This window comes from Ruegeria sp. F5 (assembly GCF_056533845.1).
On record NZ_JBQFOU010000010.1, the window covers coordinates 127269 to 151885 of the forward strand.

The 24617-nt window shown below is 63.7% G+C and carries 22 protein-coding genes; 10 read left to right on the forward strand and 12 right to left on the reverse strand.

Going from position 1 to position 24617, the window contains the following annotated elements:
* Positions 1 to 41: 41 nt before the first annotated feature.
* From ACR0K1_RS16205 to ACR0K1_RS16220, 4 genes are read right to left on the reverse strand one after another with little or no spacing between them, the layout of a single operon-like run.
* Positions 42 to 2084, reverse strand: a complete 2043-nt coding sequence (locus tag ACR0K1_RS16205) for a hypothetical protein (RefSeq protein WP_480851278.1) — start codon at positions 2082 to 2084, stop codon at positions 42 to 44.
* On the reverse strand, positions 2081 to 4843 hold the full coding sequence (locus ACR0K1_RS16210; RefSeq protein ID WP_480612045.1) for a DUF4159 domain-containing protein: 2763 nt from the start codon (positions 4841 to 4843) through the stop codon (positions 2081 to 2083). The genes ACR0K1_RS16205 and ACR0K1_RS16210 overlap by 4 nt, the downstream gene beginning before the upstream one ends.
* Entirely contained in the window at positions 4840 to 5715 is an 876-nt protein-coding gene (locus ACR0K1_RS16215) for a DUF58 domain-containing protein (RefSeq protein WP_480612044.1), read from the reverse strand. The genes ACR0K1_RS16210 and ACR0K1_RS16215 overlap by 4 nt, the downstream gene beginning before the upstream one ends.
* Positions 5712 to 6719: an AAA family ATPase gene (locus ACR0K1_RS16220; protein ID WP_480612043.1), complete on the reverse strand. Its 1008-nt coding sequence runs from the start codon at positions 6717 to 6719 to the stop codon at positions 5712 to 5714. The genes ACR0K1_RS16215 and ACR0K1_RS16220 overlap by 4 nt, the downstream gene beginning before the upstream one ends.
* Before the next feature lie 64 nt (positions 6720 to 6783).
* Between ACR0K1_RS16220 and ACR0K1_RS16225 the strand changes: the two genes are divergently transcribed.
* Positions 6784 to 7365, forward strand: a complete 582-nt coding sequence (locus ACR0K1_RS16225) for a DUF1285 domain-containing protein (RefSeq protein WP_480851279.1) — start codon at positions 6784 to 6786, stop codon at positions 7363 to 7365.
* On the opposite strand, the gene ACR0K1_RS16230 is transcribed toward ACR0K1_RS16225, so the two are convergent.
* Complete coding sequence (locus ACR0K1_RS16230; protein ID WP_480612041.1) at positions 7351 to 8295, reverse strand: DMT family transporter; 945 nt, start codon at positions 8293 to 8295, stop codon at positions 7351 to 7353. The two genes, ACR0K1_RS16225 and ACR0K1_RS16230, sit on opposite strands and share 15 nt — an antisense overlap.
* Before the next feature lie 175 nt (positions 8296 to 8470).
* Here ACR0K1_RS16230 and ACR0K1_RS16235 point away from each other — a divergent pair, with 175 nt between their 5' ends.
* A complete protein-coding gene (locus ACR0K1_RS16235) occupies positions 8471 to 9226 on the forward strand; it encodes a hydroxypyruvate isomerase family protein (protein WP_480612040.1) in 756 nt (251 codons plus the stop codon).
* Between the two features lie 62 nt (positions 9227 to 9288).
* Positions 9289 to 9519 (forward strand): DUF2798 domain-containing protein, encoded by a 231-nt coding sequence (locus ACR0K1_RS16240; protein WP_480851282.1) that lies wholly within the window; start codon positions 9289 to 9291, stop codon positions 9517 to 9519.
* A 43-nt stretch (positions 9520 to 9562) separates the two neighbouring features.
* Here the strand turns inward: ACR0K1_RS16240 and polA are convergent, their stop codons facing one another.
* The gene (gene polA / locus ACR0K1_RS16245; RefSeq protein ID WP_480851283.1) at positions 9563 to 12364 is read right to left on the reverse strand and encodes a DNA polymerase I; all 2802 of its coding nucleotides are present in this window, start codon (positions 12362 to 12364) and stop codon (positions 9563 to 9565) included.
* Between polA and ACR0K1_RS16250 the strand changes: the two genes are divergently transcribed.
* A complete protein-coding gene (locus ACR0K1_RS16250) occupies positions 12326 to 12883 on the forward strand; it encodes a hypothetical protein (protein WP_480851284.1) in 558 nt (185 codons plus the stop codon). The genes polA and ACR0K1_RS16250 overlap by 39 nt on opposite strands.
* 30 nt (positions 12884 to 12913) lie before the next feature.
* On the opposite strand, the gene ACR0K1_RS16255 is transcribed toward ACR0K1_RS16250, so the two are convergent.
* From ACR0K1_RS16255 to ACR0K1_RS16265, 3 genes are all read right to left on the reverse strand, one after another.
* Positions 12914 to 13384, reverse strand: a complete 471-nt coding sequence (locus tag ACR0K1_RS16255) for a hypothetical protein (RefSeq protein WP_480851285.1) — start codon at positions 13382 to 13384, stop codon at positions 12914 to 12916.
* An 81-nt stretch (positions 13385 to 13465) separates the two neighbouring features.
* Positions 13466 to 14128 (reverse strand): YrbL family protein, encoded by a 663-nt coding sequence (locus ACR0K1_RS16260; RefSeq protein ID WP_480851286.1) that lies wholly within the window; start codon positions 14126 to 14128, stop codon positions 13466 to 13468.
* 67 nt (positions 14129 to 14195) lie between these two features.
* Complete coding sequence (locus tag ACR0K1_RS16265) at positions 14196 to 14375, reverse strand: zinc-finger domain-containing protein (protein ID WP_480815607.1); 180 nt, start codon at positions 14373 to 14375, stop codon at positions 14196 to 14198.
* Positions 14376 to 14462: 87 nt separating this feature from the next.
* On the opposite strand from ACR0K1_RS16265, the gene ACR0K1_RS16270 reads away from it, so the two are divergent.
* On the forward strand, positions 14463 to 15455 hold the full coding sequence (locus ACR0K1_RS16270; protein WP_480612398.1) for an ABC transporter ATP-binding protein: 993 nt from the start codon (positions 14463 to 14465) through the stop codon (positions 15453 to 15455).
* Here the strand turns inward: ACR0K1_RS16270 and ACR0K1_RS16275 are convergent.
* Complete coding sequence (locus ACR0K1_RS16275; protein WP_480612034.1) at positions 15452 to 15919, reverse strand: DUF1203 domain-containing protein; 468 nt, start codon at positions 15917 to 15919, stop codon at positions 15452 to 15454. The genes ACR0K1_RS16270 and ACR0K1_RS16275 overlap by 4 nt on opposite strands.
* Positions 15920 to 16039: 120 nt before the next feature.
* Between ACR0K1_RS16275 and ACR0K1_RS16280 the strand changes: the two genes are divergently transcribed.
* The 3 genes from ACR0K1_RS16280 to ACR0K1_RS16290 all read left to right on the forward strand — a co-directional run bounded on the left by ACR0K1_RS16280 (position 16040) and on the right by ACR0K1_RS16290 (position 20494).
* Complete coding sequence (locus ACR0K1_RS16280; protein ID WP_480851287.1) at positions 16040 to 18958, forward strand: error-prone DNA polymerase; 2919 nt, start codon at positions 16040 to 16042, stop codon at positions 18956 to 18958.
* 49 nt (positions 18959 to 19007) lie between these two features.
* The gene (locus ACR0K1_RS16285; protein ID WP_480612032.1) at positions 19008 to 19421 is read left to right on the forward strand and encodes a group III truncated hemoglobin; all 414 of its coding nucleotides are present in this window, start codon (positions 19008 to 19010) and stop codon (positions 19419 to 19421) included.
* A 137-nt stretch (positions 19422 to 19558) separates the two neighbouring features.
* Complete coding sequence (locus tag ACR0K1_RS16290; protein WP_480612031.1) at positions 19559 to 20494, forward strand: DMT family transporter; 936 nt, start codon at positions 19559 to 19561, stop codon at positions 20492 to 20494.
* Between the two features lie 51 nt (positions 20495 to 20545).
* On the opposite strand, the gene ACR0K1_RS16295 is transcribed toward ACR0K1_RS16290, so the two are convergent.
* The gene (locus ACR0K1_RS16295) at positions 20546 to 21658 is read right to left on the reverse strand and encodes an S-(hydroxymethyl)glutathione dehydrogenase/class III alcohol dehydrogenase (protein ID WP_480851289.1); all 1113 of its coding nucleotides are present in this window, start codon (positions 21656 to 21658) and stop codon (positions 20546 to 20548) included.
* A 130-nt stretch (positions 21659 to 21788) separates the two neighbouring features.
* Between ACR0K1_RS16295 and ACR0K1_RS16300 the strand changes: the two genes are divergently transcribed.
* Both ACR0K1_RS16300 and ACR0K1_RS16305 read left to right on the forward strand, forming a co-directional pair.
* A complete protein-coding gene (locus tag ACR0K1_RS16300; RefSeq protein ID WP_480612029.1) occupies positions 21789 to 22079 on the forward strand; it encodes an I78 family peptidase inhibitor in 291 nt (96 codons plus the stop codon).
* A 62-nt stretch (positions 22080 to 22141) separates the two neighbouring features.
* Positions 22142 to 23794: a DUF6504 family protein gene (locus tag ACR0K1_RS16305; protein ID WP_480612028.1), complete on the forward strand. Its 1653-nt coding sequence runs from the start codon at positions 22142 to 22144 to the stop codon at positions 23792 to 23794.
* Between the two features lie 17 nt (positions 23795 to 23811).
* On the opposite strand, the gene ACR0K1_RS16310 is transcribed toward ACR0K1_RS16305, so the two are convergent.
* Positions 23812 to 24537 carry an SDR family NAD(P)-dependent oxidoreductase gene (locus tag ACR0K1_RS16310; protein WP_480612027.1) on the reverse strand — a complete coding sequence of 242 codons (726 nt, stop codon included), beginning with the start codon at positions 24535 to 24537 and terminating at the stop codon, positions 23812 to 23814.
* Between the last annotated feature and the right edge of the window lie 80 nt (positions 24538 to 24617).

Genomic DNA, 24617 nt, shown 5'->3' on the forward strand with positions numbered 1-24617 from the left:
GAGAGGCAGCGCATTTCGATTCAAATCAAACGCAAAGCGCCCTAGCGACGCCCCTCACGCAGCCAGCCGCCCAGCAGGAAGCCCCCCGCCAGCAGCAGGACCAGCCAGGGCGGCAACAGCCCGGCCTGCGTGACATCGCGCGTCTCGTATGCGTTGCGCGGCGTCAGCCCGATCCAGCCGCGCCCCGCAGCGGGACGCCCGGCGCGGACGTTGCGTATGGAGGGCAACCCGTCCTCCAGCCGAATGACACCACCCCGCATCGAAGCCAGAACCGGTTCCAGAACATCCCCGGTCGCAATGGTGCGCTCGAATTCCTTTGGTGCGGCCGGACCAAGGCCGATCACCGCCATATGGTCGCCCTCCTGCAGGCGGTAGAGACCGATCTCGGGGCCGAAATACTGCGCCTCGAACCGGCCCGGCGATACCTCATCCAGCGTCACCTCAAGCGTTTCGCCGTTCGGGCGGGTGACGGTGACAGGCCCGACCTCATCCTCGAGCGTCTGGCGGATGATGCGCATGGACTGGCCGTTGGCTTCGGCCCACAGCGCCTCTTCCTCCAGCTCGGGCTCTTTCATCATCCAGTGGGCCAGACGGCGCAGCAGTTCCAGCTGCGGACCGCCGCCTTCGAAGCCCCTGCTCCATAGCCAGGCATGGTCCGAGGCCAGCATGGCAACGCGCCCCTCGCCCACACGGTCCAGAACCAGCAGCGGGCGTTCATCCACACCCGTCATCAGCACCTCGCCCGAGCGGTGCTTTACGTCGACCTGCCGCAGCCACGCGCCCCAATCCTCGGAATCGCCCAGATTGGTCGTCACCGGGTGGCGATGGCCCAGATCGCTGACCATCGGCACATAGCGTTCCTCGATCACCCGGGCCGAGGGTTGGGCCGGCAGGATCGGGGCCAGCGGCGACCGGAAGATACTGTCGGCGGTGGCGAAATCGGGACCGGCGGCGATCAGCACGGCCCCGCCGTCGTTGATGTAATTGGTGACGTTGTCCAGATAGATCGCGGGCAGAATGCCGCGCCGTTTGTAGCGGTCAAAGATGATCAGGTCGAAATCATTGATCTTTTCCAGAAACAACTCGCGCGTCGGGAATGCGATCAGCGACAGTTCATCCACCGGCACCCCGTCCTGCTTTTCCGGCGGGCGCAGGATGGTGAAATGCACCAGATCAACCGAGCTGTCGGATTTCAGCAGGTTGCGCCATGTCCGTCCGCCCGGATGCGGCTCGCCCGAGACCAGCAGCACCCGCAGCCGGTCACGCACGCCGTTCATCTGGATCAGGGCGGTGTTGTTGCGGTCGGTCAACTCGCCCTCGGCCTGCGGCACCGAGAATTGAATGACGTTGCGCCCGCCATGGGGCAGCGTGATCGGCAATTCGACATCCAGCCCGATGGGGATGTTGAACTGGTCCGGTTCACCCCCATCGACCGAGATTTCCAGCGGCGCGGTTGTGGCCCCCGCAGGGGCGGCCCCGCTGTCTTCGACGCGCAGGGTCAGGGTCACCGGTTCGCCGATAATGGCAAAGGCCGGGGCGTTGCGCACGATCAGGCGGCGATCCCAGTCGCTGTCGCGCCCGGTTTGCAAAAGGTGCATCGGCGCGGGCAGGTCGGGGGCCTGTTCAACGTCATGCACGATGCCGTCCGACACCACGAGGATACCGGCGATGCGGGCGCGGGGTTCCTCGGCCAGCGCGGCGTTCAGCGCGGCCATGACCTGCGTGCCCTCATCCCCGTCGCTGTCGCCGATGCTTATGCGGCGCAGTTCGGTGTTGTCGCGGGATTCGATCTCGGCGGCCAAGGCCTCGGCGGCCTCAGCCGTCTGATCAGCGCGGTCGGCCAGGGTCTGGCTGGCGCTTTCATCCTCGATCATCAGGACGATATCGGTCAGCGGCGCGCGGTCTTCGACCTGATAGACCGGGCCAGTGAGGGCCGCGATCACGACCAGAGCCGCCAGCCCCCGCAAAGCCCAGCCAGACAAGCCGCGCCACAGGGCCAGAAGGATGCCCGCAACTGCAATGGCCGCCACGATGGCCAGCACGGGCCACGGGATCAGCGGGTCAAAGATGACGGTTCCTGTCATTGTCCCAACCTGTCCAGAAGGGCGGGCACGTGCACCTGATCGGATTTGTAATTCCCGGTCAGCACATGCATCACCAGATTGACCCCAAACCGATTGGCCAGCTCGCGCTGGCGTTCACCCGCATAGCCGCGCCCGACCGGCAGCAGCGCCTGCCCGTTGCGGTCCACGGCCCAGGCCCCTGCCCAGTCATTGCCGCCGATCACCACCGGCGTCACATTGTCGTTGAGGTTGCGGAACGGCATGCCTTCGATCTGTTCCGCATCCATCGGTGCAGCCTCGACCCAGACCTCGGTGCCTGCGTAACGGCCCGGGAAATCCTGCAGCAGGTAGAAGGTACGGGTCAGCACGTGATCGCGTGGAATCGGCTCTAATGCAGGGATATTCAGCGGGCCTGCCAATTGCTGCAGCTTGCGGCCATTGGGGCTTGATGTGCCGAACCCGGCGATATCCGCATCCCGCGTGTCGAATAGGATCATCCCGCCCGAGCGCAGATAGGCGTTCAGCTTGGCATAAGCCTCGGTCGAGGGTTGCGGCTGATCCGGGGTAATCGGCCAGTAGAGCAGCGGGAAAAACGCCAGCTCGTCGCGCTCCAGATCGACGCCGATGGGCTCGGCCGGTTCGACCGAGGTGCGATAGAACAGCGTCTGCGCCAGCCCGCGCAGCCCGGCCTGCGCGATATCGTCCACCTGCGCATCGCCGGTCAGCACATGGGCCAGAACCAGCTCATGCGTTGCCGCCAGTGCAAAATCGGTCTCATCCGGGGTTTGCGCCTGCGCCTCGGGCACCAGCATCATTGCGCCCATCGCAACCGCCGCTGCGCGCGCCAGACCCAGCCGCCCGGACAGGGCCAGCGAGGCAATCACATCCACCGTCAGCAGGATCAGCGCAAGGCTCAGCAGGATGCCACCCAAAGGCGTTTCGGTTGTAACCTCCTGCCCCTTGATCGGCACGTCCGAGGGCCAGACCGCCGGTTGCAGCACCGCATCCTCGGCCAAAACATTCAGCGCCAGTTTCTGCTTGCCGCTTTCATAAAGACCCGGACGCAGATCGGGACCAAGCTGGCCGGACAGAAGCTGCACACCATCCACCCCTGCCAGATTACCCGCATCGGACAATGTGCCGAACCCGTCCATGATCTGAACCGGCTCCCACGTGGTGCCCTGCAACTGCGCCACCTGACGGGATTTCGCAGCCGAGGCCACCGCCAACCGGTCCAGCATTTCGACAAACAGCCCGGACAGCGGCAGGCTGGACCATTCCGCATCCGCCGTGACGTGGAACAACACCACCTGCCCCAGCCCCAGCGCCTTGCGCGTGACCAGAGGGGTGCCATCGGACAGCGACGCGATCACCCGATCCGCCAGATTAGGGTCTGGTTGCGCCATGACCTGCGTCGAGACCACTACATCATCCGGGATCTGCAACCCATAGAACGGAGAGGTCTCGGGGAAGGGCGCAAGGGTCTTGGCCTCCCCCCAGCTCATCGCGCCGCCCACCGTCCGGCCTCCGGTGCGCAGACGGGCGGGCAGCAAAGTGTCTTCTTCGTCGCGGCCCAGATCGCTGGCGGCCATGCGCGGACCGGCAAAGCGCAGCAGCAGACCGCCCTGTTCGACCCATTCGATCAGCCCGGCCTCTTCGGTGTCGGACATCTGCGCCACATCGGACAGGACGATCACGTCGGGGTTCGCGGGCAGCACGTCCAGCAAGCCGCCCTCGACAAAATCGGCTGTGGGGATCAACACCTGCGTCAGGTAGTGCAGCGGCGACAGCAGCTCCAGCCCTTCGCGGTTCAGGGTGCCAGCGATCAGCGCAACTTCGCGCCGGCGCAAGCTGTCATCGGTCAGCGTTACCGCCCCGGCAGAGCGCTGGCCGCTGATCTCGAACCGGGTGATCCGGGCGCGCAGTTCCGAGGGCAGGGCAAGGTCGATCTGCGCCTCGGTCGCGCCGGCTTCGAAACTCACCTCGGCCGATTGCAGCACGCGGGCTGTCCCTGCCGGGTCGCGGCCCTGCGCCAAGATTGTAACGGTATCCATCGGCCCCGGTTCGGCGCGCAGAACGGTCAACCGGATGACCCCGTCCTGATAGACAGCGGGCAACACCGCCAGCGCGGATGAGGGCGCGCGGTACACTGTCACGTCCCCGCGCGATTGCAGGGCACGGACCAGCCGGTCATGCCCGTCGAAACCCAGCCGGTCGCTGAACCAATGGGTGTCGAACCCGCCCTCAACCGCGTCCAATACGGTCAGGACTTGCGAGGCCTGCGCCTCGGTCGGTTGCCACGGGTTCGGGGTCAGGCCCGGCAGGCGGCTGCGCCATGCCTCAGCCGACTGAAACACCGGCGGTTCCGGCTCGGTCAGGCGCAGGATCGAGACCGGGCGACCAGCACGGCCAGCCTCGGTCAGTTGCGCGTCGATCTGATCCAGCGTCGCCGACCAGCGCGTGGCCCCGGCCCAGCTGGCATCCAGCACCAGCAAGAGCGGCCCCGATCCGGTCCGATCGCGCGAAGGGTTCAGGACCGGCCCGGCCAGCCCGATGATGATCGCCGCCGCCGCCAGCATGCGCAGCAGCAACAGCCACCACGGGGTGCGGTCGGAAACACTTTCGTCGTCTTTCAGCCCCAGTAGCAGCGTCACCGCCGGGAACAGCCTGCGGATCGGTGCCGGCGGCACCGCGCGCAGGATCAGCCACAGGATCGGCAGGGTCAGCAGACCCAGCAGCACCCACGGTGCGGTAAAGCCGATGCCCGCCAGAACCGTCATCGCGTTCCCCCGTCCAGCGCATGGTAGAGCCACAACAGGGCCGCCTGCGCACTGTCGCCGGTGTGGTGCAGCCCCAACCGCCAGCCCGTGGCGCGGCAGAGTTGGGTCAGCGCGTCTTTGCGTTGGGCGAGGCGATCCAGATACCGCTCGCGCAATTCCCCCGCCTTGAGGGTTTCGTGCCGCAGCGTGCCACCGACGCTTTCGAAAATGGTGCGCCCACGATAGGGGAAGTCTTCTTCTCTGGGGTCCAGCACCTGCAAGATCACGCCGCGCACGCCGCGGTCGGCAGCCTTGGTCAGCGCCAGTTCGACCTCATCCATCGGGCCGAGGAAATCCGAGATGAACACCGCCCGTGCATGTGGGATCATCGCGCGATGCTCGGGCGGGGAATAGTCCGCCTGCTCATCTTCGGACCAGGCCTGCGCCAGCCGGATGATCTGCGCGTTGCCGCGCCGGGGCGGCAGGGTCGTGCCGGTCAGACCGACGCGTTCACCGCCGCGCACCAGCAGGATGGCGGTGGCCAGCCCCAGCAACCGGGCGCGATCGGCCTTGGTCGGCAGGGATTTGTCGGACGCAAAGCGCATCGACGCGCCCTGATCGACCCAAAGCATGATGGATTGGGCAATCTGCCATTCGCGTTCGCGTACAAACTGCTGATCCCCGCGCGCCGAGCGGCGGTGGTCGATCATCCGGCGGCTGTCGCCGATCTGGGCCGGGCGGTATTGCCAGAAATCGTCACCCATCCCCGATCGCCGCCGCCCGTGATCGCCCAGCAGCACCGTGCCCGCCAGATGTTCGGCGCGCGCCAGCAGGGGCGGCAGCCGTGACGCCTCGGCCTCGGATCTTTCGCGAAGGGTCAGCGCCGCATTCACGCCGCAGCCTCAGTGCGGATCAGACCGGCAGCGGTGGATTCGATCAGGTCAGCCAGACTGTCGCCCCGCGCCCGCGCGGCAAAGTTCAGCGCCATCCGGTGGCTGAGCACCGGGCGTGCCATGTCCAGCACATCCTCGGCGTTAGGGGCCAGCCGCCCCTGCAGCATCGCGCGGGCCCGCACTGTCATCATCAGCGCCTGCGCCGCGCGGGGGCCGGGGCCCCAGGCCACGGTTTCGGCGACACGTTCGGACACACCCGCCTCTTCCGGGCGGAACGCGCGGACCAGATCGAGGATCAGTTCGACCACGGATTCACCCACCGGCATGCGCCGCAGCAGCACCTGCGCGGCCAGCAATTCCTCTTTGGTGAAAATCTGGTGGGCCTCTTCTTCCTCGACGCCAGTCGTGGCCAGCAGAATGTCCCGCTCGGTCTGGCGGTCGGGGTATTCCACATCGACCTGCACCAGGAAGCGGTCCAACTGCGCCTCGGGCAGCGGATAGGTGCCTTCCTGTTCAATCGGGTTCTGCGTCGCCAGCACGTGAAACGGCACACCCAGCGAGCGATCCTCGCCCGCCACGGTCACAGTGCGTTCCTGCATCGCCTGCAGCAGTGCCGATTGCGTCCGGGGGCTGGCACGGTTGATTTCATCCGCCATCAGCAGCTGGCAGAAGATCGGGCCGGAAATGAAGCGGAAATGGCGGCTGCCATCGTCAGCCGTATCCAGAACCTCGGACCCCAGAATATCGGCGGGCATCAGGTCAGGCGTGAACTGGATGCGGTTGCCATGCAGCCCCATCACCGTCGACAGTGTCTCGACCAGCCGCGTCTTGCCCAGACCGGGCAGACCGATCAGCAGGGCATGCCCGCCGCACAACAGCGCGGTCAGGGTCAGATCGACAACCCGTTCCTGCCCGATAAAGCGGCGGGTGATCGAGGACTTGGCCTCTTGCAGCTTGTTTTCCAGCGCTTCGATCTCGGACACGAGGTCGGCGGGTTCGGTCATGACTTTCCCTTCCGTGGACTATTATGTTTGAAGTGTATCGCGCTGAGAGGAAATGGCAAAAGCAATGAGCGGACAAAAACCTGTGAAACCTTCGCCAGATGGTCTGGCTGCATCAGTCAAAGCTGCCAAAACGCGGGGTTTGCCCCCTGTTCACCTGTGGAATCCTCCGTTTTGCGGCGATCTGGACATCCGGATCGCAAAAGATGGCACCTGGAGTTATTTAGGCTCGCCCATCAACCGGTTCGAGTTGGTGAAGCTTTTTTCCTCAATTCTTAAGAAAGAAGACGGCAAGTATTTTCTGGTCACGCCGGTGGAAAAGGTGGGAATCACCGTCGAAGACGCGCCTTTTGTGGCGGTCGATTTCGATTGCAGCGGGGACGGTGAGGGTCAGACGCTGACGTTTACGACGCATGTGGGCGATACCGCTGATGCCGGGCCCGATCACCCGATCCGCGTTGTAACCCATCCCGAAACAGACGAGCCCGCGCCCTATATATTGATACGCGCAAACCTCGAGGCCCGCATCGACCGCAAAAGCTTTTACCGCCTTGTCGATATCGGAACCGAACATGATGGCTGGTTCGGTGTCTGGTCGGGCGGACAGTTCTTTCCGCTGATTGCCGCCGAGGCGCTAAACGGGCTGTGACGATTTCCGGTCCTGCGCCAGCACCACGGCCAGCGCCACAATCGCCGCGCCCAGCGCTCGGGTCCAGTTCCACTCATCCCCCAGCATCACCATGATCACCATCACATAGAACGGCGCCACGTTGATGTGGAACGAGGCCAGCGCCACCCCCAGCTTGCCGACGGAGGCGATGAACAGAACCTGGCTCAGCGACATGGCGATCAGCGCATAGATCACCAGCATGCCCATCTGCTGGGCATCGACCGGCGCCGAGGGCATGACGTCCATACCCAACTGATTTGCCGCCAGGATCAGAAGGCCTGCCATGGCCAAGCCGCCGATGAAGGTAATGGTTGCGCGCCCAACCTGGCTGAGTTCCGGAAAATCGCGGGCGGTGGCCATGCTGGCCCAGCAGAACAACACTGTCGAGGCAATCGCGCAGGCCGCCCCCAGGCCAAGCTGCGCAGGTGCGACGGCACTGGTGGCAATAAGACCTCCGACGATGGAAACCACAACGCCCAGCGCAAAATTCCACCGCAACCGGCGGGTGCGGGTCATCAGTTCCATCAGCGTCGCCACCAGCGGCGCGCAGGATGCGATGATGGCAACCGTGACAGGATCGGTCAGCTTTTGCGCCAGAACCAGCAGGAACATTCCGTTTCCAAAGCCGATACCCCCGACGAACAGCGCATGGCCCCAGCGCGCGCGCAGAACCCGGGTCGGACCGTCGATCAGCAGCCAAAGCGGCACCAAAATCACAACCGCTAAGGCAAGACGCGCCGCCAGCAGCGCGACCGGGGGCCAGGTTTGCAGCAAGACCTCGGCCGCCGGAAACCCGGCCGCCCATGCCAGCATGGACGCCACCGCCAGACCGTTGCCGGTCAGGGCGGGGCTGCGTCCATAGGGCACAGCAACAGGGCTGCCGCGCACGGGATCAGGGCTCAGGGCCATTCTGTTCAAACCTTTTGTTGGCACGGCGTCGCTAAAATGATTCGCCGCATTGCCCCGATCCTGTCCGATCCGCAAAAGGCGATCTGGCCGATTTTCGACAATCTGTCGTTTTCAGTCCCTTTCCTGAATCCGGCCTGCCCGCTAAGCTTCGGCCACCAGACGACCGGGACCGCTCATGCCCAGATTTGCCGCCAATCTTTCGCTGCTCTTTACCGAGCTGCCCTATCTCGACCGCTTTGCCGCCGCTGCCGAGGCCGGATTTGAAGCGGTCGAGATTCTGTTCCCCTACGATCTGGCCGCCAAGGAAACGCGCCGCGCGCTGCTGGCCAACGGGCTCGAACTGGTTCTGATCAACGCCCCGCCGCCGAATTACACCGGCGGTCAGCCGGGTTACGCCGCAGTTCCGGGCGGAGAGGATCGGTTTCGGTCCGACATCCGCCGGGTTCTGCGCTATGCCGGGGTGCTGCGCCCAAAGCTGATCCACATCATGTCCGGCTATGCCTCGGGGCCGCAGGCCATGGCCTGTTTCATCGAGAACCTGCAATGGGCCGCTGATTTTGCACCGCAGCAGCGGTTCACCATCGAACCGCTCAACCCGGTTTCGCAGCCCGATTACTTTCTGAACGATTATGATCTGGCGGTTCAGGTTCTGGACCGCGTCGACCGCCCCAATGTCGGCCTGCAATATGACAGCTTCCACGCCCATATGATCCACGGCGACGCGCTGGATATCTGGCACCGCTTCCACCCAAGGGTCGTCCACGCCCAGATCGGAGCCGCCCCGGACCGATCCGAACCCGGTCGTGGGCCAACGGATTTTGCCTCGCTGTTCTCTGCGTTCGAAAATGCGGGCTATTCCGGCTGGGTCAGCGCCGAATACACGCCGTCAACGGCCCGAACCCCGGACAGTTTCGGCTGGATGCGCGCCTGAACTATGGCCTTTTGGACAAAAATCCCGCAGATGAAGACGTCCCTGTCTGAAGGATGCGCTTTATGATCCCAGCCCGTTACGCCCGCGCCGTGTTCAGCCTGATCATGTCTGGTATGATGTCCTGTATCGTGACCGGCATCGCAACGGTGAAAGCCATCGGCTTTGGCCCCACCACCCTGGCGGACTGGATGGCGTCCTGGGCGTTCTGCTGGCCCATCGCGTTCATCGTGATCCTTCTGTTCGGGCCCACGGTGCAACGGCTGGTCAACCGCATGGTCGGACCGCAGGACTGACCCGCTGTGAAGAGGGCCCGCCGGGCCTGATGAGCAGCGCCGCCTAGTGCGCCTCGGCCCAGTTTGCGCCCTGGCCGGCATCGACGCTCAGCTTCACATCCAGCTTCACCGCCGGATCGGATGCGCCCTCCATCACGTCGCGCGCCACACCGATCACCTGATCCACCGCATCCTCGGCCACTTCGAACAGCAATTCGTCATGCACCTGCAGCAGCATCTTCGCAGGCAGCCCGTTGATCGCCTCTGGCATCCGAACCATCGCCCGCCGGATCACATCCGCCGCCGTGCCCTGAATCGGAGCATTGATCGCCGCCCGGCGCGAGAACCCGGCATGGGGCCCTTTGGCATTGATCTCGGGCGTGTGGATTTTGCGCCCGAACAGGGTTTGGACATAACCATGCTCTTTGGCGAAGGCGACCGTGTCGTCCATGTACCGCCGAATGCCCGGGAACCGTTCGAAATAGCGGTCGATGAAGCCCTGCGCCTCGGCCCGCGGAATGCGCAGGTTGCGGGCCAGACCAAAGCCTGAAATGCCGTAGATCACCCCGAAGTTTATCGCCTTGGCTTGACGGCGGATATCCGGCGTCATTTCGTCAAGCGGTACGTCGAACATCTCGGACGCGGTCATGGCGTGAATGTCCAACCCATCGGAAAACGCCTGTTTCAGAGCCGAAATATCCGCGATATGGGCCAGAATCCGCAGTTCGATCTGGCTGTAGTCGAGGCTGACCAGCACGTTCCCCGGCTCGGCAATGAACGCCTCGCGAATACGGCGTCCTTCCTCGGTGCGCACCGGGATGTTCTGCAGGTTCGGATCGGTCGAGGCCAGACGGCCCGTGTTGGCCCCGGTGATCGAATAAGACGTATGCACCCGCCCCGTATCAGGGTTGATATGGGTCTGCAGCGCGTCGGTGTAGGTCGATTTCAGCTTGGATAGCTGCCGCCAGTCCAGCACCCGGCGGGGAAGTTCATGCTCGGTCGCCAGATCCTCAAGGATATCCGCCCCGGTGGAATATTTCCCGGTCTTGCCCTTCTTGCCGCCTTCCAGACCCATCTTGTCGAACAGGATCTCTCCCAGCTGCGCGGGCGAGCCGACATTGAAATTCTCTCCAGCCAGTTCGTGGATTTCAGCCTCTAACCCGGCCATTTTCTGGGCAAAGGCGTTGGACATGCGGCTGAGAACATCGCGGTCGACCTTGATGCCGTGCATTTCCATCTCGGCCAGAACCGGCACCAGCGGGCGTTCGAGTGTCTCGTACACCGTCGTCACCTGCACCTGATGCAATTGCGGCTTGAACAGTTTCCACAGCCGCAGCGTGATATCCGCATCCTCGGCGGCATAGGCGGTGGCCTCATCAATCGGCACCTTGTCGAAGGTGATCGCCGACTTGCCCGAACCCAGCAGCGGTTTGATCGGGATCGGTGAGTGATTCAGATAGCGTTCCGACAGCGTATCCATCCCATGCCCATGCTCACCCCCATGCATCGCGTAGGACATCAGCATCGTGTCGTCGATGGGGGTCACGTCGATGCCATAGCGCGCGAAAATCTTCGCGTCATATTTCATGTTCTGCCCGATCTTCAGGATCGACGGGTCCTGAAACATCGGCTTGAGCAGGGTCAGAGCCTCATCCAGCGGCATCTGCCCTTCGACCAGCGCATCCGAGCCGAACAGATCATCCGTCGCACTTTCACGGTGAGTCAGCGGGATATAGCAGGCCTCACCCGCCTCGACGCAAAGCGAGATGCCCACCAGATCGGCAATCATCTCGTTCAGGCCGGTGGTTTCGGTATCCACCGCGACCCAGCCGCGCTCATAGGCCTGATCGATCCATTTCTGCAGTGCAGCCGCATCGCGCACGCATTCATATTTCCCGGCGTCAAACGGAATATCCTCGGCCTGCGGCTCATCCACAGGCGCGGGCGCATCGGCAATTACCGGAGCCTCGGCCCCCAACTTATCCGCGATCCGCTTGGTCAGGGTGCGGAATTCCATCTCGGCGAGGAACCCCAGCAGGTTTTCGGGCTCGGGGTCGCGCACCTCAAGATCGTCCAGTGTGAAATCCAGTGGGGTGTTTTCGTCCAGTTGCACCAGCTTCTTCGACAGCTCGATCTGGTCGCGCTTTTCGATCAAGGTCTGGCGGCGCTTGGGCTGCTTGATCTCTTCGGCGCGGTCCAACAGGGTTTCCAGATCGCCATATTCGTTGATCAGCAAGGCGGCGGTCTTGATCCCGATCCCCGGCGCGCCCGGGACGTTATCCACCGAATCCCCGGCCAGCGCCTGCACATCGACCACGCGTTCGGGCCCAACGCCAAATTTCTCGACCACCCCATCGCGGTCGATGCGCTTGTTTTTCATCGCGTCCAGCATTTCCACGCCGTCGCCGACCAGCTGCATCAGGTCCTTGTCGGAACTCACGATGGTCACGCGGCCCCCGGCATCGCGCGCCTGAACCGCCAGCGTGGCGATGATGTCGTCGGCCTCGTACCCCTCAAGCTCTTTGCAGGCGATGTTGAAGGCCTTGGTCGCTTCGCGGGTCAGGGGCATCTGCGGGCGCAGGTCCTCGGGCATCGCCTCGCGGTTGGCTTTGTACAGGTCATACAGATCGTTGCGGAACGTGTGCGAGCCCTTGTCGAAGATCACCGCCACATGGGTCGGCGCATCCGGCCCGGCGTTTCCTTCTACATATTTCTGCAGCATGTTGCAGAACCCCGACACCGCCCCAATCGGCAGTCCATCGGATTTCCGCGTCAAGGGGGGCAGGGCGTGATAGGCCCTGAAGATAAAGGCCGATCCGTCGATCAGATGCAGGTGACAGCCTTTTCCGAATTCGCTCTTGCTCATGGTGTCGCGCCCCCTAAAGTGCTGATCATGTTCATTCAGCGCTTTTTATCCGTCATCCCGTTTGTGACCGCAATCACTGTTCTGGCTACACCCACACTTTCCGGCCCCAAACTGCCGGCCGATTGCGTAGCTGACCAGTCAGCCAGTGCAAATTGCGTACCGATCCTTGCCTGCCTCGGCCAGGACGGCATCTACTTTACCGGTCGGGCCATTGGATGGAACTCGGGGACTTTTGCTGGGCAAAGCAGTGCTGAGTTCGCATGTTACGGCGAATGGGTATCGCAAGGATCATTCGGATTGGGTGAAGCCAATATCACTTGCGATAACGCGCTGACAGGGCGGGCTTTTTTCACCTATCAACATCCAGAGACCGGCACCGCTACCGGCCTCGGTACGCTGAGCAACGGTGAACCGTTCCGCGTTTGGACCGGCTTTAATGTCGAACAATTCCTGCTCAATGAGTATGGCGATATCGACACCGCAGAAATGTGCCAAGCGGCCTCTAAACCCACAAGTTAGAGATGTTTTGCCACCTCGAATGCTATCAAGTTAGCCGCCGAACAGGCCCGAGAAAAAATCGGAAAAACTGTGCAGCAGCGCCATGATCACCAGCACGCCCAAAAGCGCGAAAAAGGCCATCGCGAAGAACTGGAACAGGATCGCGCCCACACCGATCACGATGCCCGCAATCGCCGGGCGCGTCTGTTCGTGGCGCAGCAGGCCGATCACGGACAGGACAATGGCCGCACCGCCCAGCATGGCGACCCCGATCTGCAGGAAGTCGTCCAGATCCCGCGTGGGCGCAACCGGTGCGGGCTGTTCCAGACCCGCCGCTGCGCGCAAGGTGGATTTCCCGATCTCTGCGGCAAGCTCGCCCAATGACACGCCGGTGGATTGCTGCGGCGCAAAAGGTCCGGCCCAGAACACAAACAGCGCGGCAAACAGCGCGGCGGCCCCGGCACAAAACCCGATCCACCCGAATACCGGGCTGTTGATATGTGTTGCTGTGGCGTCCGTCATCTCAGTCTCTCGTTCCGCCGCCCGGATATCACCGAAACGGGGCGAGACTGAGGCAACGCGAGGCGGCCTTTCCCAAGGCGCTCAGGCGGTGCTGAACATCCGATGCGTGTTGTCCCAAAGCAGCCCCGTCTTTTCGGCAATACGCTGCATCTGTTTGTTCAGCGACCGGTCGTTCAGCCTGCGGCTGAGCGTGCGCAGGGGCACCAGATTGCGTTCGCCGTACCCGTCGATCAGAAAGAACATCCGGGTCTGGCCGCGACGCCCGTAGACGATATTGGTCTCGTGTATATCGCGCCCGACGATCTGCAGCTGAAACAGTTTTTCTACAAAGCCGTTGAGGTCTGCCAGAACGTCATCGCCCAGCCCACCCTGCTCGCACAACGCCGCAAGATGGTCAGCAAGCTGCCCGTCATCGGATTGTATCCGCTCCACTACCACACCCGGCCCGACATCGGTCTGCACCACGCCAAAGGACCGCGCCAAGGGCAGTTGCGCGATGTCAGCGCCGATTTTCAGCGCCGCTTTCAACTCGCACTCGATCTCTTTCAGGGCATTGCGGAACATCGAATCCGGAAGAAGCCGCCGGATCAGCCGCTTGGTGAAGGATCGGTTCGGCCGCGTACGAGGCCGCGTGACCTTGATCAAAAGCTCCGGCTGACCCGGACAGGCATAGACGTTTCTATGGCCGCCTGTTGCAAGCAGGTCCTGATCCGAAAGCTGCAGAAGCTCTGTTGCAAATGGCATCCTGCCTCCGTCCTGTTTCAAATAGACGCGCCTATTCGGGTCCGGACAGGCCCGATAATCACTGCGATCAGCTTTGCGCCTCGGTGCCCTTCAGAACGTATTTGCAGTCGCAATAGGGGCATTCGACCCAGCCGGTATCCTCGGGGATCTGCAGCCACACGCGCGGATGGCCCAGCGCACCTTCGCCACCGTCACAGGCGACACGGGTGGTTTCGACGATCCTGGTTTCCGGCGCTTCGATGGTCACGGCTGGCAGTCCTTCTTCGGTTGTCGGCCTCGGGGGCATGTAATAGGTGCGTTTATGAGCGATGAGCAAACCGGGGGCAAGAGCCACATGAGCGATGCGGCAATCAGGATCGAGGGGCTGCGCAAGACCTATCGCGGCAGCAGGAGCCAGCCCGAGAAACAGGCGCTGAAGGGCATCGATCTGACCGTACCGCGCGGATCGGTCTTTGGGCTGCTGGGGCCGAACGGGGCCGGGAAATCGACCCTGATCAACATTCTGGCCGGTCTGGTGGTGAAGTCATCGGGTTCCGTGTCGATCTGGGGCTTCGATCAGGACCAGCACCCGCGTCAGTCGCGTGCCGCCATCGGCGTGATGCCGCAGGAACTGAACCTAGACCCGTTTTTCACCCCGCGCGGCGCGCTCGAAGTTCAGGCCGGGCTTTACGGCGTGCCCAAATCGCAGCGCCGCAGCGATGAGATTCTGGAACTGGTGGGCCTGAGCGACAAGGCCGAGGCCTATGCCCGCACCCTGTCCGGCGGGATGCGGCGGCGTCTGCTGCTGGCCAAGGCGCTGGTGCATCATCCCAAGGTGCTGGTGCTGGACGAACCGACAGCGGGCGTGGATATCGAGTTGCGGCAGATGCTCTGGGCCAATGTGCGAAAGCTGAATGAACAGGGCATGACCATCATCCTGACCACCCATTATCTGGAAGAAGCGCAGGAGATGTGTGACCAGATCGCCATCATCAACCACGGCGAAAAGATCGCGCAGGACAGCACCGCCAACCTGCTGGGCCGCATGGACAGCCGCACCATGGTGATTGTCCCCGACGCGCCCGTGACCGATCTGCCCGTGACGCCGGATGTCGAGGCCAGCCTGCGCGACGATGGCAGCCTTGTGCTGCACTATCGCAGCACCCAGACCAGTGCCGAACAGGTTCTGGAATCCGTCCGCGCCGTGGGCATCCGCATCCGCGATGTGCGCACCGAAGAGGCCGACCTCGAGGATGTGTTCCTCGCGCTGACCTCCTCGCGCCAGGACGCTCCGCCGGCGGATGATCAGGATCAGCCGCGCCGGGGGATGCATCGGGTCAGGCTCTAACCCCGATCGATCCGGGCGTGATAGCAGTTGTTGAGCGCCGAGCGGATGTGGATATAGGCCACGTCAGCGCGGGCAAAGATATCTTCGGCCGCCTCGTGCAGTTGCGCCTGCGGCGTGATGATCCCGGTGCCGTATACGATCCGGTCATCCGGCCCGTATCCCTTGATCAGGTAGTTCGGTGAATCGGTCAGCGCCTCGGGCAGGTCCGCAGGGTCCTCGTATCGCTGACAAGGCTCTGCACACAGGTAAATCGGCCCTGTTTCGGCAAATGGCTGCGTTTCCGGAAACGGCCGATGGGCCAGCACCAGCATCTCCTGTCCTTCCGGAATATAGGTCAGGCAATGGCGGCAGGGGTTGCCTTGCCCGTTCGATATGGCCCGCTCGGGCGGATTGCCATAGCCATCCGGCGCACCGTCGCGATACGCCTGAACCTGATCGGTGGGCAGGGCGGAAATTCTGTGCATGTTGTGCCTCCTTCTCTGCCCTGACCATGCCCGTCGCCCTGCGCCCCGGCGACCCGTTTCCTGCGCAATGGCGCAAAGGACTCGAAAAAGAACAAAACGTGAATATAATGGGGAATCGTCATGTATGCCGAACTGTCGATCACGTCGAACTTCACCTTTCTCACCGGGGCCTCGCACCCCGAGGAATATATGGAGCGCGCCGTCACCCTGGGCCTGCCCGCCATCGCGATTGCCGATGACAACTCGGTCGCGGGCATCGTGCGCGCCCACACCCAAGCGCGCGAGATCGCCCGCAAGGTGCGCGAACGGCTGGAGTGGGAGGCGCAGCATATCCCCATCGGCCCGCCCTGCCCCGATCACATCGCCAAGCCGCCCTCGTATCCAATCCACGCGGTGCCCCGCCTGATCCCGGCGGCGCGGCTGATCTTTACCGATGCACCCACCGTCACCGCCCTGCCCCTGAACCGGCAGGGCTGGGGCAACCTGTGCCGCATTCTGTCCAAGGGCCGCCTGCGCGCCGAGAAAGGCGACTGCATCCTGCACCTGTCCGACCTGATGGAGTTTTCCGACGGTCTCCACCTGCTGCTCTGGCCACAGACGGATCGATCCAAAGACGGGCGGAGCCCTTGGCGGACACAGGCGCAACAGCTGACGCGCCGCTTTGGTGGGCGGATGCATCTGGTGATGCACCCCCGGTATGACGGCGCCGACAGCGCGTATTTTCACGAATTAGAGACTGAATCACAGCATCTCGGCATCCCCACACTCGCCAGCGCCACGCCAAGGATGCATCACGGCACCCGCCGCAAGCTGGCCGACGTGCTGACCGCCATCCGCCTGCGCCGCAAGGTTGATGAGCTGGGCCGCGACGCGCTGGCCAATGGCGAACAGCGGCTGCGGTCCGAGGGTGAGATGCTGCGCATCTTCAAGGGTCATGAGGGCGCTGTTGCCCGCGCCCACGCGCTCAGCAAAAACCTCAGCTTCTCGCTGGACGAACTGCGTTACGAATACCCCAACGAGGGCAGCGAAGATGAAACCCCGACCGAACGCCTGCACCGTCTGGCGTATGAAGGGTTGAACTGGCGTTACCCGGCGGGGGCGTCGGAAAAGGCCAGGAAGATGCTGGCGCATGAGTTGGCGCTGATCGGCAAACTGAAATACGAACCCTATTTCCTGACCGTCCGCGATATCGTCAAATTTGCCCGCTCGCGCGATATCCTGTGTCAGGGGCGCGGCTCGGCGGCCAATTCGGTGGTCTGCTTCTGCCTCGGCATTACCGAGGTCAGCCCCGAACTGGGCACCATGGTGTTCGAACGCTTCGTCTCGGAAGCCCGCGACGAGCCCCCCGATATCGACGTCGACTTCGAACATGAACGGCGCGAAGAAGTGATCCAGCACATCTATGACCGCTATGGCCGTGAACGCGCCGGCCTCTGCGCCACGGTCGTCCACTACCGCGGCAAGCGTGCCATCCGCGAAGTGGGCCGCGCCATGGGCCTGACCGAGGACACCATTGCGGGCCTCAGTTCCCAGCTTTGGGGCTTCTTCTCAGCCGATGGGCTCGAGGCGCACCGAATGCGCGAGATCGGCCTCGACCCAGAGGATCGCCGCCTGAAACAGACTCTATCATTGGTCTATGAGATCGACGGCTTCCCCCGTCATCTGTCTCAGCACGTGGGCGGTTTCATCATCACCGAGGGTCGTCTGGACGAACTCGTCCCCATCGAAAACGCCACGATGGAAGGCCGCACGGTCATCTGCTGGGACAAGGACGACATCGACAGCCTGAGCATTCTCAAGGTCGATGTGCTCAGCCTGGGGATGCTGACCTGCATCCGCAAGGCCTTCGACCTGATCCAGCAGCACCACCGTACCGGCTATACGCTGGCGACCCTGCCGCCCGAGGACCCGGTGGTCTATGACATGCTGTGCAAGGCAGACTCTATCGGTGTGTTTCAGGTGGAATCACGTGCACAGATGAACTTTCTGCCCCGGATGAAGCCGCGCACCTTCTATGATCTGGTGATCGAGGTCGCCATCATCCGCCCCGGCCCGATTCAGGGCGACATGGTGCATCCTTACATCCGCCGCCGGAACGGAGAGGAGGAGGTCAGCTTCCCCTCGGACGCGCTGGGTGAGGTGCTGGGCAAGACGCTGGGCGTGCCGCTGTTTCAGGAACAGGCGATGCAGATCGCCATCGTGGGCGCAGATTTCACCCCGGAACAGGCCGACCGGCTGCGGCGATCCTTGGCGACCTTCAAGAAGCATGGCAATGTCAGCGAATTCCGCGCGCTCTTTTTGCGCGGCATGAAGCGTAACGGCTATAAGGATGACTTTGCCGAGCGCTGTTTCTCGCAGATCGAAGGCTTCGGCTCTTACGGTTTTCCCGAAAGCCACGCGGCCAGCTTTGCGCTGCTGGTCTATGCCTCGGCCTGGATCAAATGCCACCATCCGGGGATTTTTGCCTGCGCGCTGCTGAACTCACAGCCGATGGGGTTTTATGCGCCTGCCCAGATCGTGCGGGATGCACGCGAACACGGGGTGCAGGTGCGCCCGGTCTGCATCAATGCCAGCTTCTGGGACAATGTGATGGAGCCCGACGGGCGGGGCGGGCTGGCCCTGCGGCTGGGCTTCCGCCAGATCAAGGGGCTGAGCGAGGAAGACGCCAGTTGGTTAACGGCGGCGCGCGGCAACGGTTACCATCAGGTCGATGACGTTTGGCGCCGCGCAGGGCTGGGGCCTGCAGTGATCGAACGGCTGGCCGAAGCCGATGCCTTTGCCGCCTGCGATCTGACCCGGCGCGAGGCACTGTGGCAGGCCAAGGCGATTGCCACCGCCAAACCTCTGCCGCTGTTCTCGCAGGATCTTGAGGGTGAGGCGCTGGACGAGCCCGAAGCCCATCTGCCGCAGATGACGCTGGGCGAACAGGTGGTCGAGGATTACGTCGCCACCCGCCTCAGCCTGCGGGCGCATCCGGTGGCTTTGCTGCGGCATATCCTGACACCCGAGCCGCGCGACAAAACCACGCCTGTTGCCTGACGGCTGAACCGGATATTGGCCCTGAACAGAGCCTGAATCCGAGACAGACATGACCCGCCCCACCCTGCCGCCGCGCTTCCCGGCCACGCCCGAGCAAATCAACGCGCAGGTCCGCGCCTTTTACGCCCGCGTTCGGGACGACAAGGTACTGGGACCGGTCTTCAGCAAACACGTCCACGACTGGCCCGCGCATGAGGACAAGATCGCCGCCTTCTGGCGCAACGCCATCCTGTATGAACGCAGCTATGACGGCAATCCGCAGCGGGTCCATATCGAACGGCCCGACGTGAAGCCGGAATTCTTCGCCCATTGGCTGGACCTGTTCGAAGATGTCGCGACCCGGACCCTGCCCCCGGAAACCGCAACCCCCTGGGTCGCTCTGGCCCGGCGCATCGGGGTGGGAATGAAGGCGGGCGTGCAGTCGGCCCGCCAGCCCAAGGATGCGCCGCCAATCCTGCGTTGACCGCGCGGCATAGCAGCTTTGCGATGTTAGCGGTAAAATAGGGGCTATGCGGCCTGTCAAAATGGGGTTACTCAGGGGCAAGCCAGCCGCTGCGTCGGCCCATACCCACCACACCGACATCGCCCGAGGCCATATCGATGAGCACTCAAAACACCACCCTCCGGGGACTTGGTTTCGCGTTTCTGGGATTCGCGGTCTTTGCCAGCCATGACGCGCTGATCAAGGTACTGGGCGGGACCTATTCGGTGATGCAGATCATCTTTTTCGCGACACTGTTTTCCTTTGTGCCGATGACGGTGACAATCCTGACCGACCGGACCACCGGGAATTTCCTGCCGCGTCACCCGTGGCTGGTGCTGCTGCGCTCGGCCCTGCTGGTGACGTCGATGGTCTGCGTGTTCTACGCCTTCTCGGTGCTGCCTCTGGCCGAGGTCTATTCGCTGCTGTTCTCGTTCCCCCTGATCGTCACCGTCCTGTCGATCCCGATTCTGGGTGAGGTCGTGCGCGTCCAACGCTGGGCCGCCGTGGGTGTTGGGCTGATCGGCGTTCTGATCGTCCTGCGCCCCGGCACGACGGACATCACCCTCGGCCACCTCGCGGCGCTCACAGCCGCTTTCTGCAGTGCCTTCGGGTCCGTTCTGGTGCGCAAGATCGGGAATGAGGAACGTTCCGCCGTGCTGATCCTTTACCCGATGCTGCTGGCCATCGCGACCATGAGTGTGGCGCAACCGGCGGTCTATTTGCCGCCATCCCTGCCGCATCTGGCGATGATGGCGCTGGTGGGCGTGTTCTCGGTCATCGCGCAGCACCTGATCATCCTGGCCTACCGCGCCGCGCCCGCCGGAGTCGTGGCCCCCAGCCAATACAGCCAGATCATCTGGGCCACCCTGTTCGGGATGATCTTTTTCGGCGAAAAACCCGACGGCTGGGTCGCCGTCGGAGCCAGCATCATCATCGCCTCGGGTGTGTTCGTGGTCTGGCGCGAAAGCCGGGCAAACGCCTCGGCCAACACGCCGGTACTGCGGGTGCGCTCCCCCCGTTCGGATACGGGGGCGACGCGACCGGGAAAATAAATACGGCGCGCCAATCAGCGCGCCGTCCTCTAAAATTCAGGGTTCAGAGCCTTAGTAAACGACCACAGACCGGATGCTCTCGCCCCGATGCATCAGGTCGAACCCGTGGTTGATGTCGTCCAGACCCATCGTGTGGGTGATCATCGGGTCGATCTCGATCTTGCCTTCCATGTACCAGTCGACGATCTTGGGCACATCGGTCCGGCCCCGTGCGCCGCCAAAGGCGGTGCCGCGCCATGACCTGCCGGTGACCAGCTGGAACGGACGGGTCGAGATTTCGGCCCCCGCGGGTGCCACGCCGATGATGATCGATTCGCCCCAGCCCTTGTGGGCCGATTCCAGCGCATCGCGCATCACGCCCACGTTGCCGGTGGCGTCGAATGTATAATCCGCGCCGCCCTTGGTCAGGTCGACCAGATAGGGCACCAGATCGCCCTCGACCTCTTTGGGATTGACGAAATCGGTCATGCCGAAGGCGGTGGCCATATTGACCTTCGAGGGGTTCAGATCGACGCCGACGATCTGATCGGCCCCGGCCAGACGCAGACCCTGAATCACGTTCAGGCCGATACCGCCCAGACCGAACACGATGGCACGGCTGCCGATCTCGACCTTGGCGGTGTTGATCACTGCGCCGATGCCGGTGGTGACGCCGCAACCGATGTAGCAGATCTTGTCGAACGGCGCGTCCTCGCGCACCTTGGCCAGCGCAATCTCGGGCAGGACCGTGTGGTTCGAAAAGGTCGAGCAGCCCATGTAATGCAGGATCGGATCGCCATCCAAAGTCGAAAACCGCGAGGTGCCGTCGGGCATCAGCCCCTGACCTTGTGTCGAACGGATCGCCTGGCACAGGTTGGTCTTGGGATGCAGACAGTATTCACACTCGCGGCATTCCGGCGTGTAAAGCGGGATCACGTGATCGCCGGGTTTCAGGCTGGTGACACCCGGCCCGACCTCAAGCACCACGCCTGCGCCTTCATGGCCCAGAATCGCGGGAAACAGGCCCTCGGGGTCGGCGCCCGACAGGGTGAATTCATCGGTGTGGCAGATGCCGGTGGCCTTGATCTCCACCAGAACCTCACCCGCCTTGGGGCCTTCGAGGTTTACATCCATCACTTCCAGAGGTTTGCCCGCCTGAACGGCGACGGCGGCACGGGTACGCATGTTCACTGTCTCCCTGTCTTGCTTTGCACGACCCTGCGTCAATTGCCGGGCGTTTTCAACTGCGCTTTGGTGACAGATTGGCTAAACATCTGATATTGCAGAAACGACATTGCCCGAAAGAGGAACGCCAATGCACCGTTTTATTCCCGCGCTGGCCCTGCTGGCCGCCTGCTCCGAGGCACCGCCGCCGCCCGAAGACGCCCGCCTTGCGCCCGAAGCGGCCCCGGTGGATCTGGCTTTTTGCGAAGGCGAGGCCTTTGCCAATTCCATCGGTCAACCGGTTTCGACCATTCAAGCAGCGCTCCCCGAGCGGTCGCGTGTTCTGGGGCCGGATGACCTTGCCACGCAGGATTACCGGATCGACCGGCTGAATGTGTTCGTGGATGGCAGCGGCATCATTGAGCGGCTGACCTGCGGCTAGGCGTGGACTCGGGGGCTGATTCTCATTTAAGAACAAAATGAGAACATTTTGATGTCTGCCCGATGCCCAAACGCCGAATACTCTCGTTGTGGTTCCCCCGTCTGGGGGCTGAACGGCTGATCCGCGCCGCGCGGGGCCTGCAGGACGGGCCGTTGGCCGTGGTGGCCGAGCAGGCGAACATGCAGGTCGTGAGCTCGCTGAACGCGCAAGCCCAGGCCGCTGGTCTGCGGGTCGGCCAGCCGGTGCGCGACGCCCATGCCATGTGCGCGGCGCTTGTCACCCGCCCCCGCAACGCCCCGGCCGAGGCCGCGTTTCTGACCGCACTGCGCCGCTGGGTGGGCAAGTTCAGCCCCTGGGTCGCCGAAGAAGCGCCGGACGGGCTGATCATCGATCTGTCGGGCTGCGCGCATCTGTTCGGCGGGGAAGAGGCCTTGCTGAACGTGATTGAGGCCGACTGCGCCGATATGGGGCTGAGCGTGCAGATGGGCATCGCCGACACGCTGGGTGCCGCCTGGGCGCTGGCGCGTTATGCGGGGCAAGAGGCGACCTCGGACCGTACCGGCGACGCCATCAGCCAGGAGGCGCGCGCCACCCGCGCCCGCGCCACCAAGCGGCGGCACTGGACCAAGGGCGGGGCCGCGCCGCAGGTGATGGCGCTGGGCGGCGGTGCCCGGATCGCCGCGCCGGGGCAATCTTATGGCGCGCTCAGCCCGCTGCCCATCGCGGCGCTGCGGCTTGAGGATCAGGTGGTGACCCAACTGAACCGTCTGGGCCTGCGCCGGATCGGCGATCTGCTGGGCCAGCCGCGCGCGTCGCTGGCGCGCCGCTTCGGACGCGGATTGGTGCTGCGGCTGGATCAGGCGATGGGCAGCGCGCCGGAACCGGTCTCACCCGCCCGCCCGCCGCATCACTTTGCGGTGCGGATGACCCTGCCCAACCCGATCGGTCTGGTCGAGGATGTGATGGCCGCCATCGACCGGGTGCTGCCGACACTCTGCGCCAGGCTCGAGGAAAAGAGCCGCGGCGTGCGGGTGTTGCGGCTCGAGGCCCATCGCGCCGATCAGGCGGCTGAGGTCATCGAGGTCGGTCTGGCCCGCCCGACCTATGACAAACACCGCATTCGCCCTTTGTTAGAGATGAAAATCGATCAGATCGACGCAGGTTACGGCATCGACATGCTGCGGCTCGAAGCAATCCGGACCGAGCCCATCCACGCCCGCACCATGGCCGGCCATGCCGAGGCCCGCCGGGCCGTCCAGGACCGGCTGGAAGGCAACACCGCCGTCGAGGACCTTACAGCCAAGCTGGGCGCGCGGGTCGGGCTGGACGCGATCACACGGCGGCATCCCGCAGCCTCGCATATCCCCGAGAAGACCGCGCAGGTTCTGGCGGCGGCATGGTCGGAACCGGCGCGCGACTGGCCTGCGCCGCCGCGCCCCCGGCCTTTGCAAATGTGGCAGCCCGAACCGGTGATGGCCCCGGAAAGTCCGGATGTGCCCAGCGCCTTTCGCTGGCGCGGCCGCGACTGGCAGTTGGCGCAGGCCACCGGGCCGGAACGGATCGCGCCGGAATGGTGGCTGGACGACCCCAACTGGCGCAGCGGCGTGCGCGATTACTGGGTGGTGGTGACGGAACAGGGCGAGCGGCTGTGGCTGTTCTACGGCCATGGCGGCACGATGTCGGCGGGCTGGTTCTGTCAGGGGCAGTTTGGCTGAAAGCCCCTTATCAGAGTCTATTTTCCGCGATAGACCAGCCAATCCGGCAGATAGTCGATCAGCCGGACCACCCATGAAAACGGGGCCGGGAAATCGGTGCGAAAGCGGCGGCGCGTCATGGCTCTGACGACCCGATCCGCCGCATCCTCGGCGCTCATCAGCATCGGCATCTTGAACGTATTCTTCTCGGTCAGCCGGGTCTTGATGAAGCCCGGATTGACGATCCGCACGGTCACGCCCGAGCCTGCAAGATCATGCCGCATGGTCTCGGCCAGCGAGATCAGCGCCGCCTTGCTGGCCCCGTAGCCAACCGCCGCAGGCAGACCGTGATACCCCGACAGCGATCCGATCAGGGTGATATCCCCCCGCCCCACACGGATAAATCCGGGCACGGTTTCCCCCAGAACCCGCAGCGCGCCGGTGTAGTTCACGTCGGTCATGGTCAGAACGGCCTGCGCATCCCACTCCGCCGTCCGCATCGGCTCGTAGGCGCCGGCATTGTAGACCAGCCCGTCGACCTCTCCGGCCTCGGCCACGGCGCGGCGCACCGCCTCTGTGTCGGTGACGTCAAAGGGAACGGCGCGGGCGTCGGGCAAATCGGCACACAGCTCGGCCAGCCGCTCGGAATTGCGGGCAGACAGGATCAGACGCGCGCCCTGAGCGCCAAGCGCCTGCGCCAAAGCGCGGCCCAGCCCTTCGCTGGCGCCGATGATCCAATAGGTTTTTCCGTCAAAGCTGCTCATGATCCGACCGTTTCAATCTGTTTAGTGTTTTACGGCCCCGCAATTGCGTTGGATCACGCCCCGAAACGATGAACGGGTCG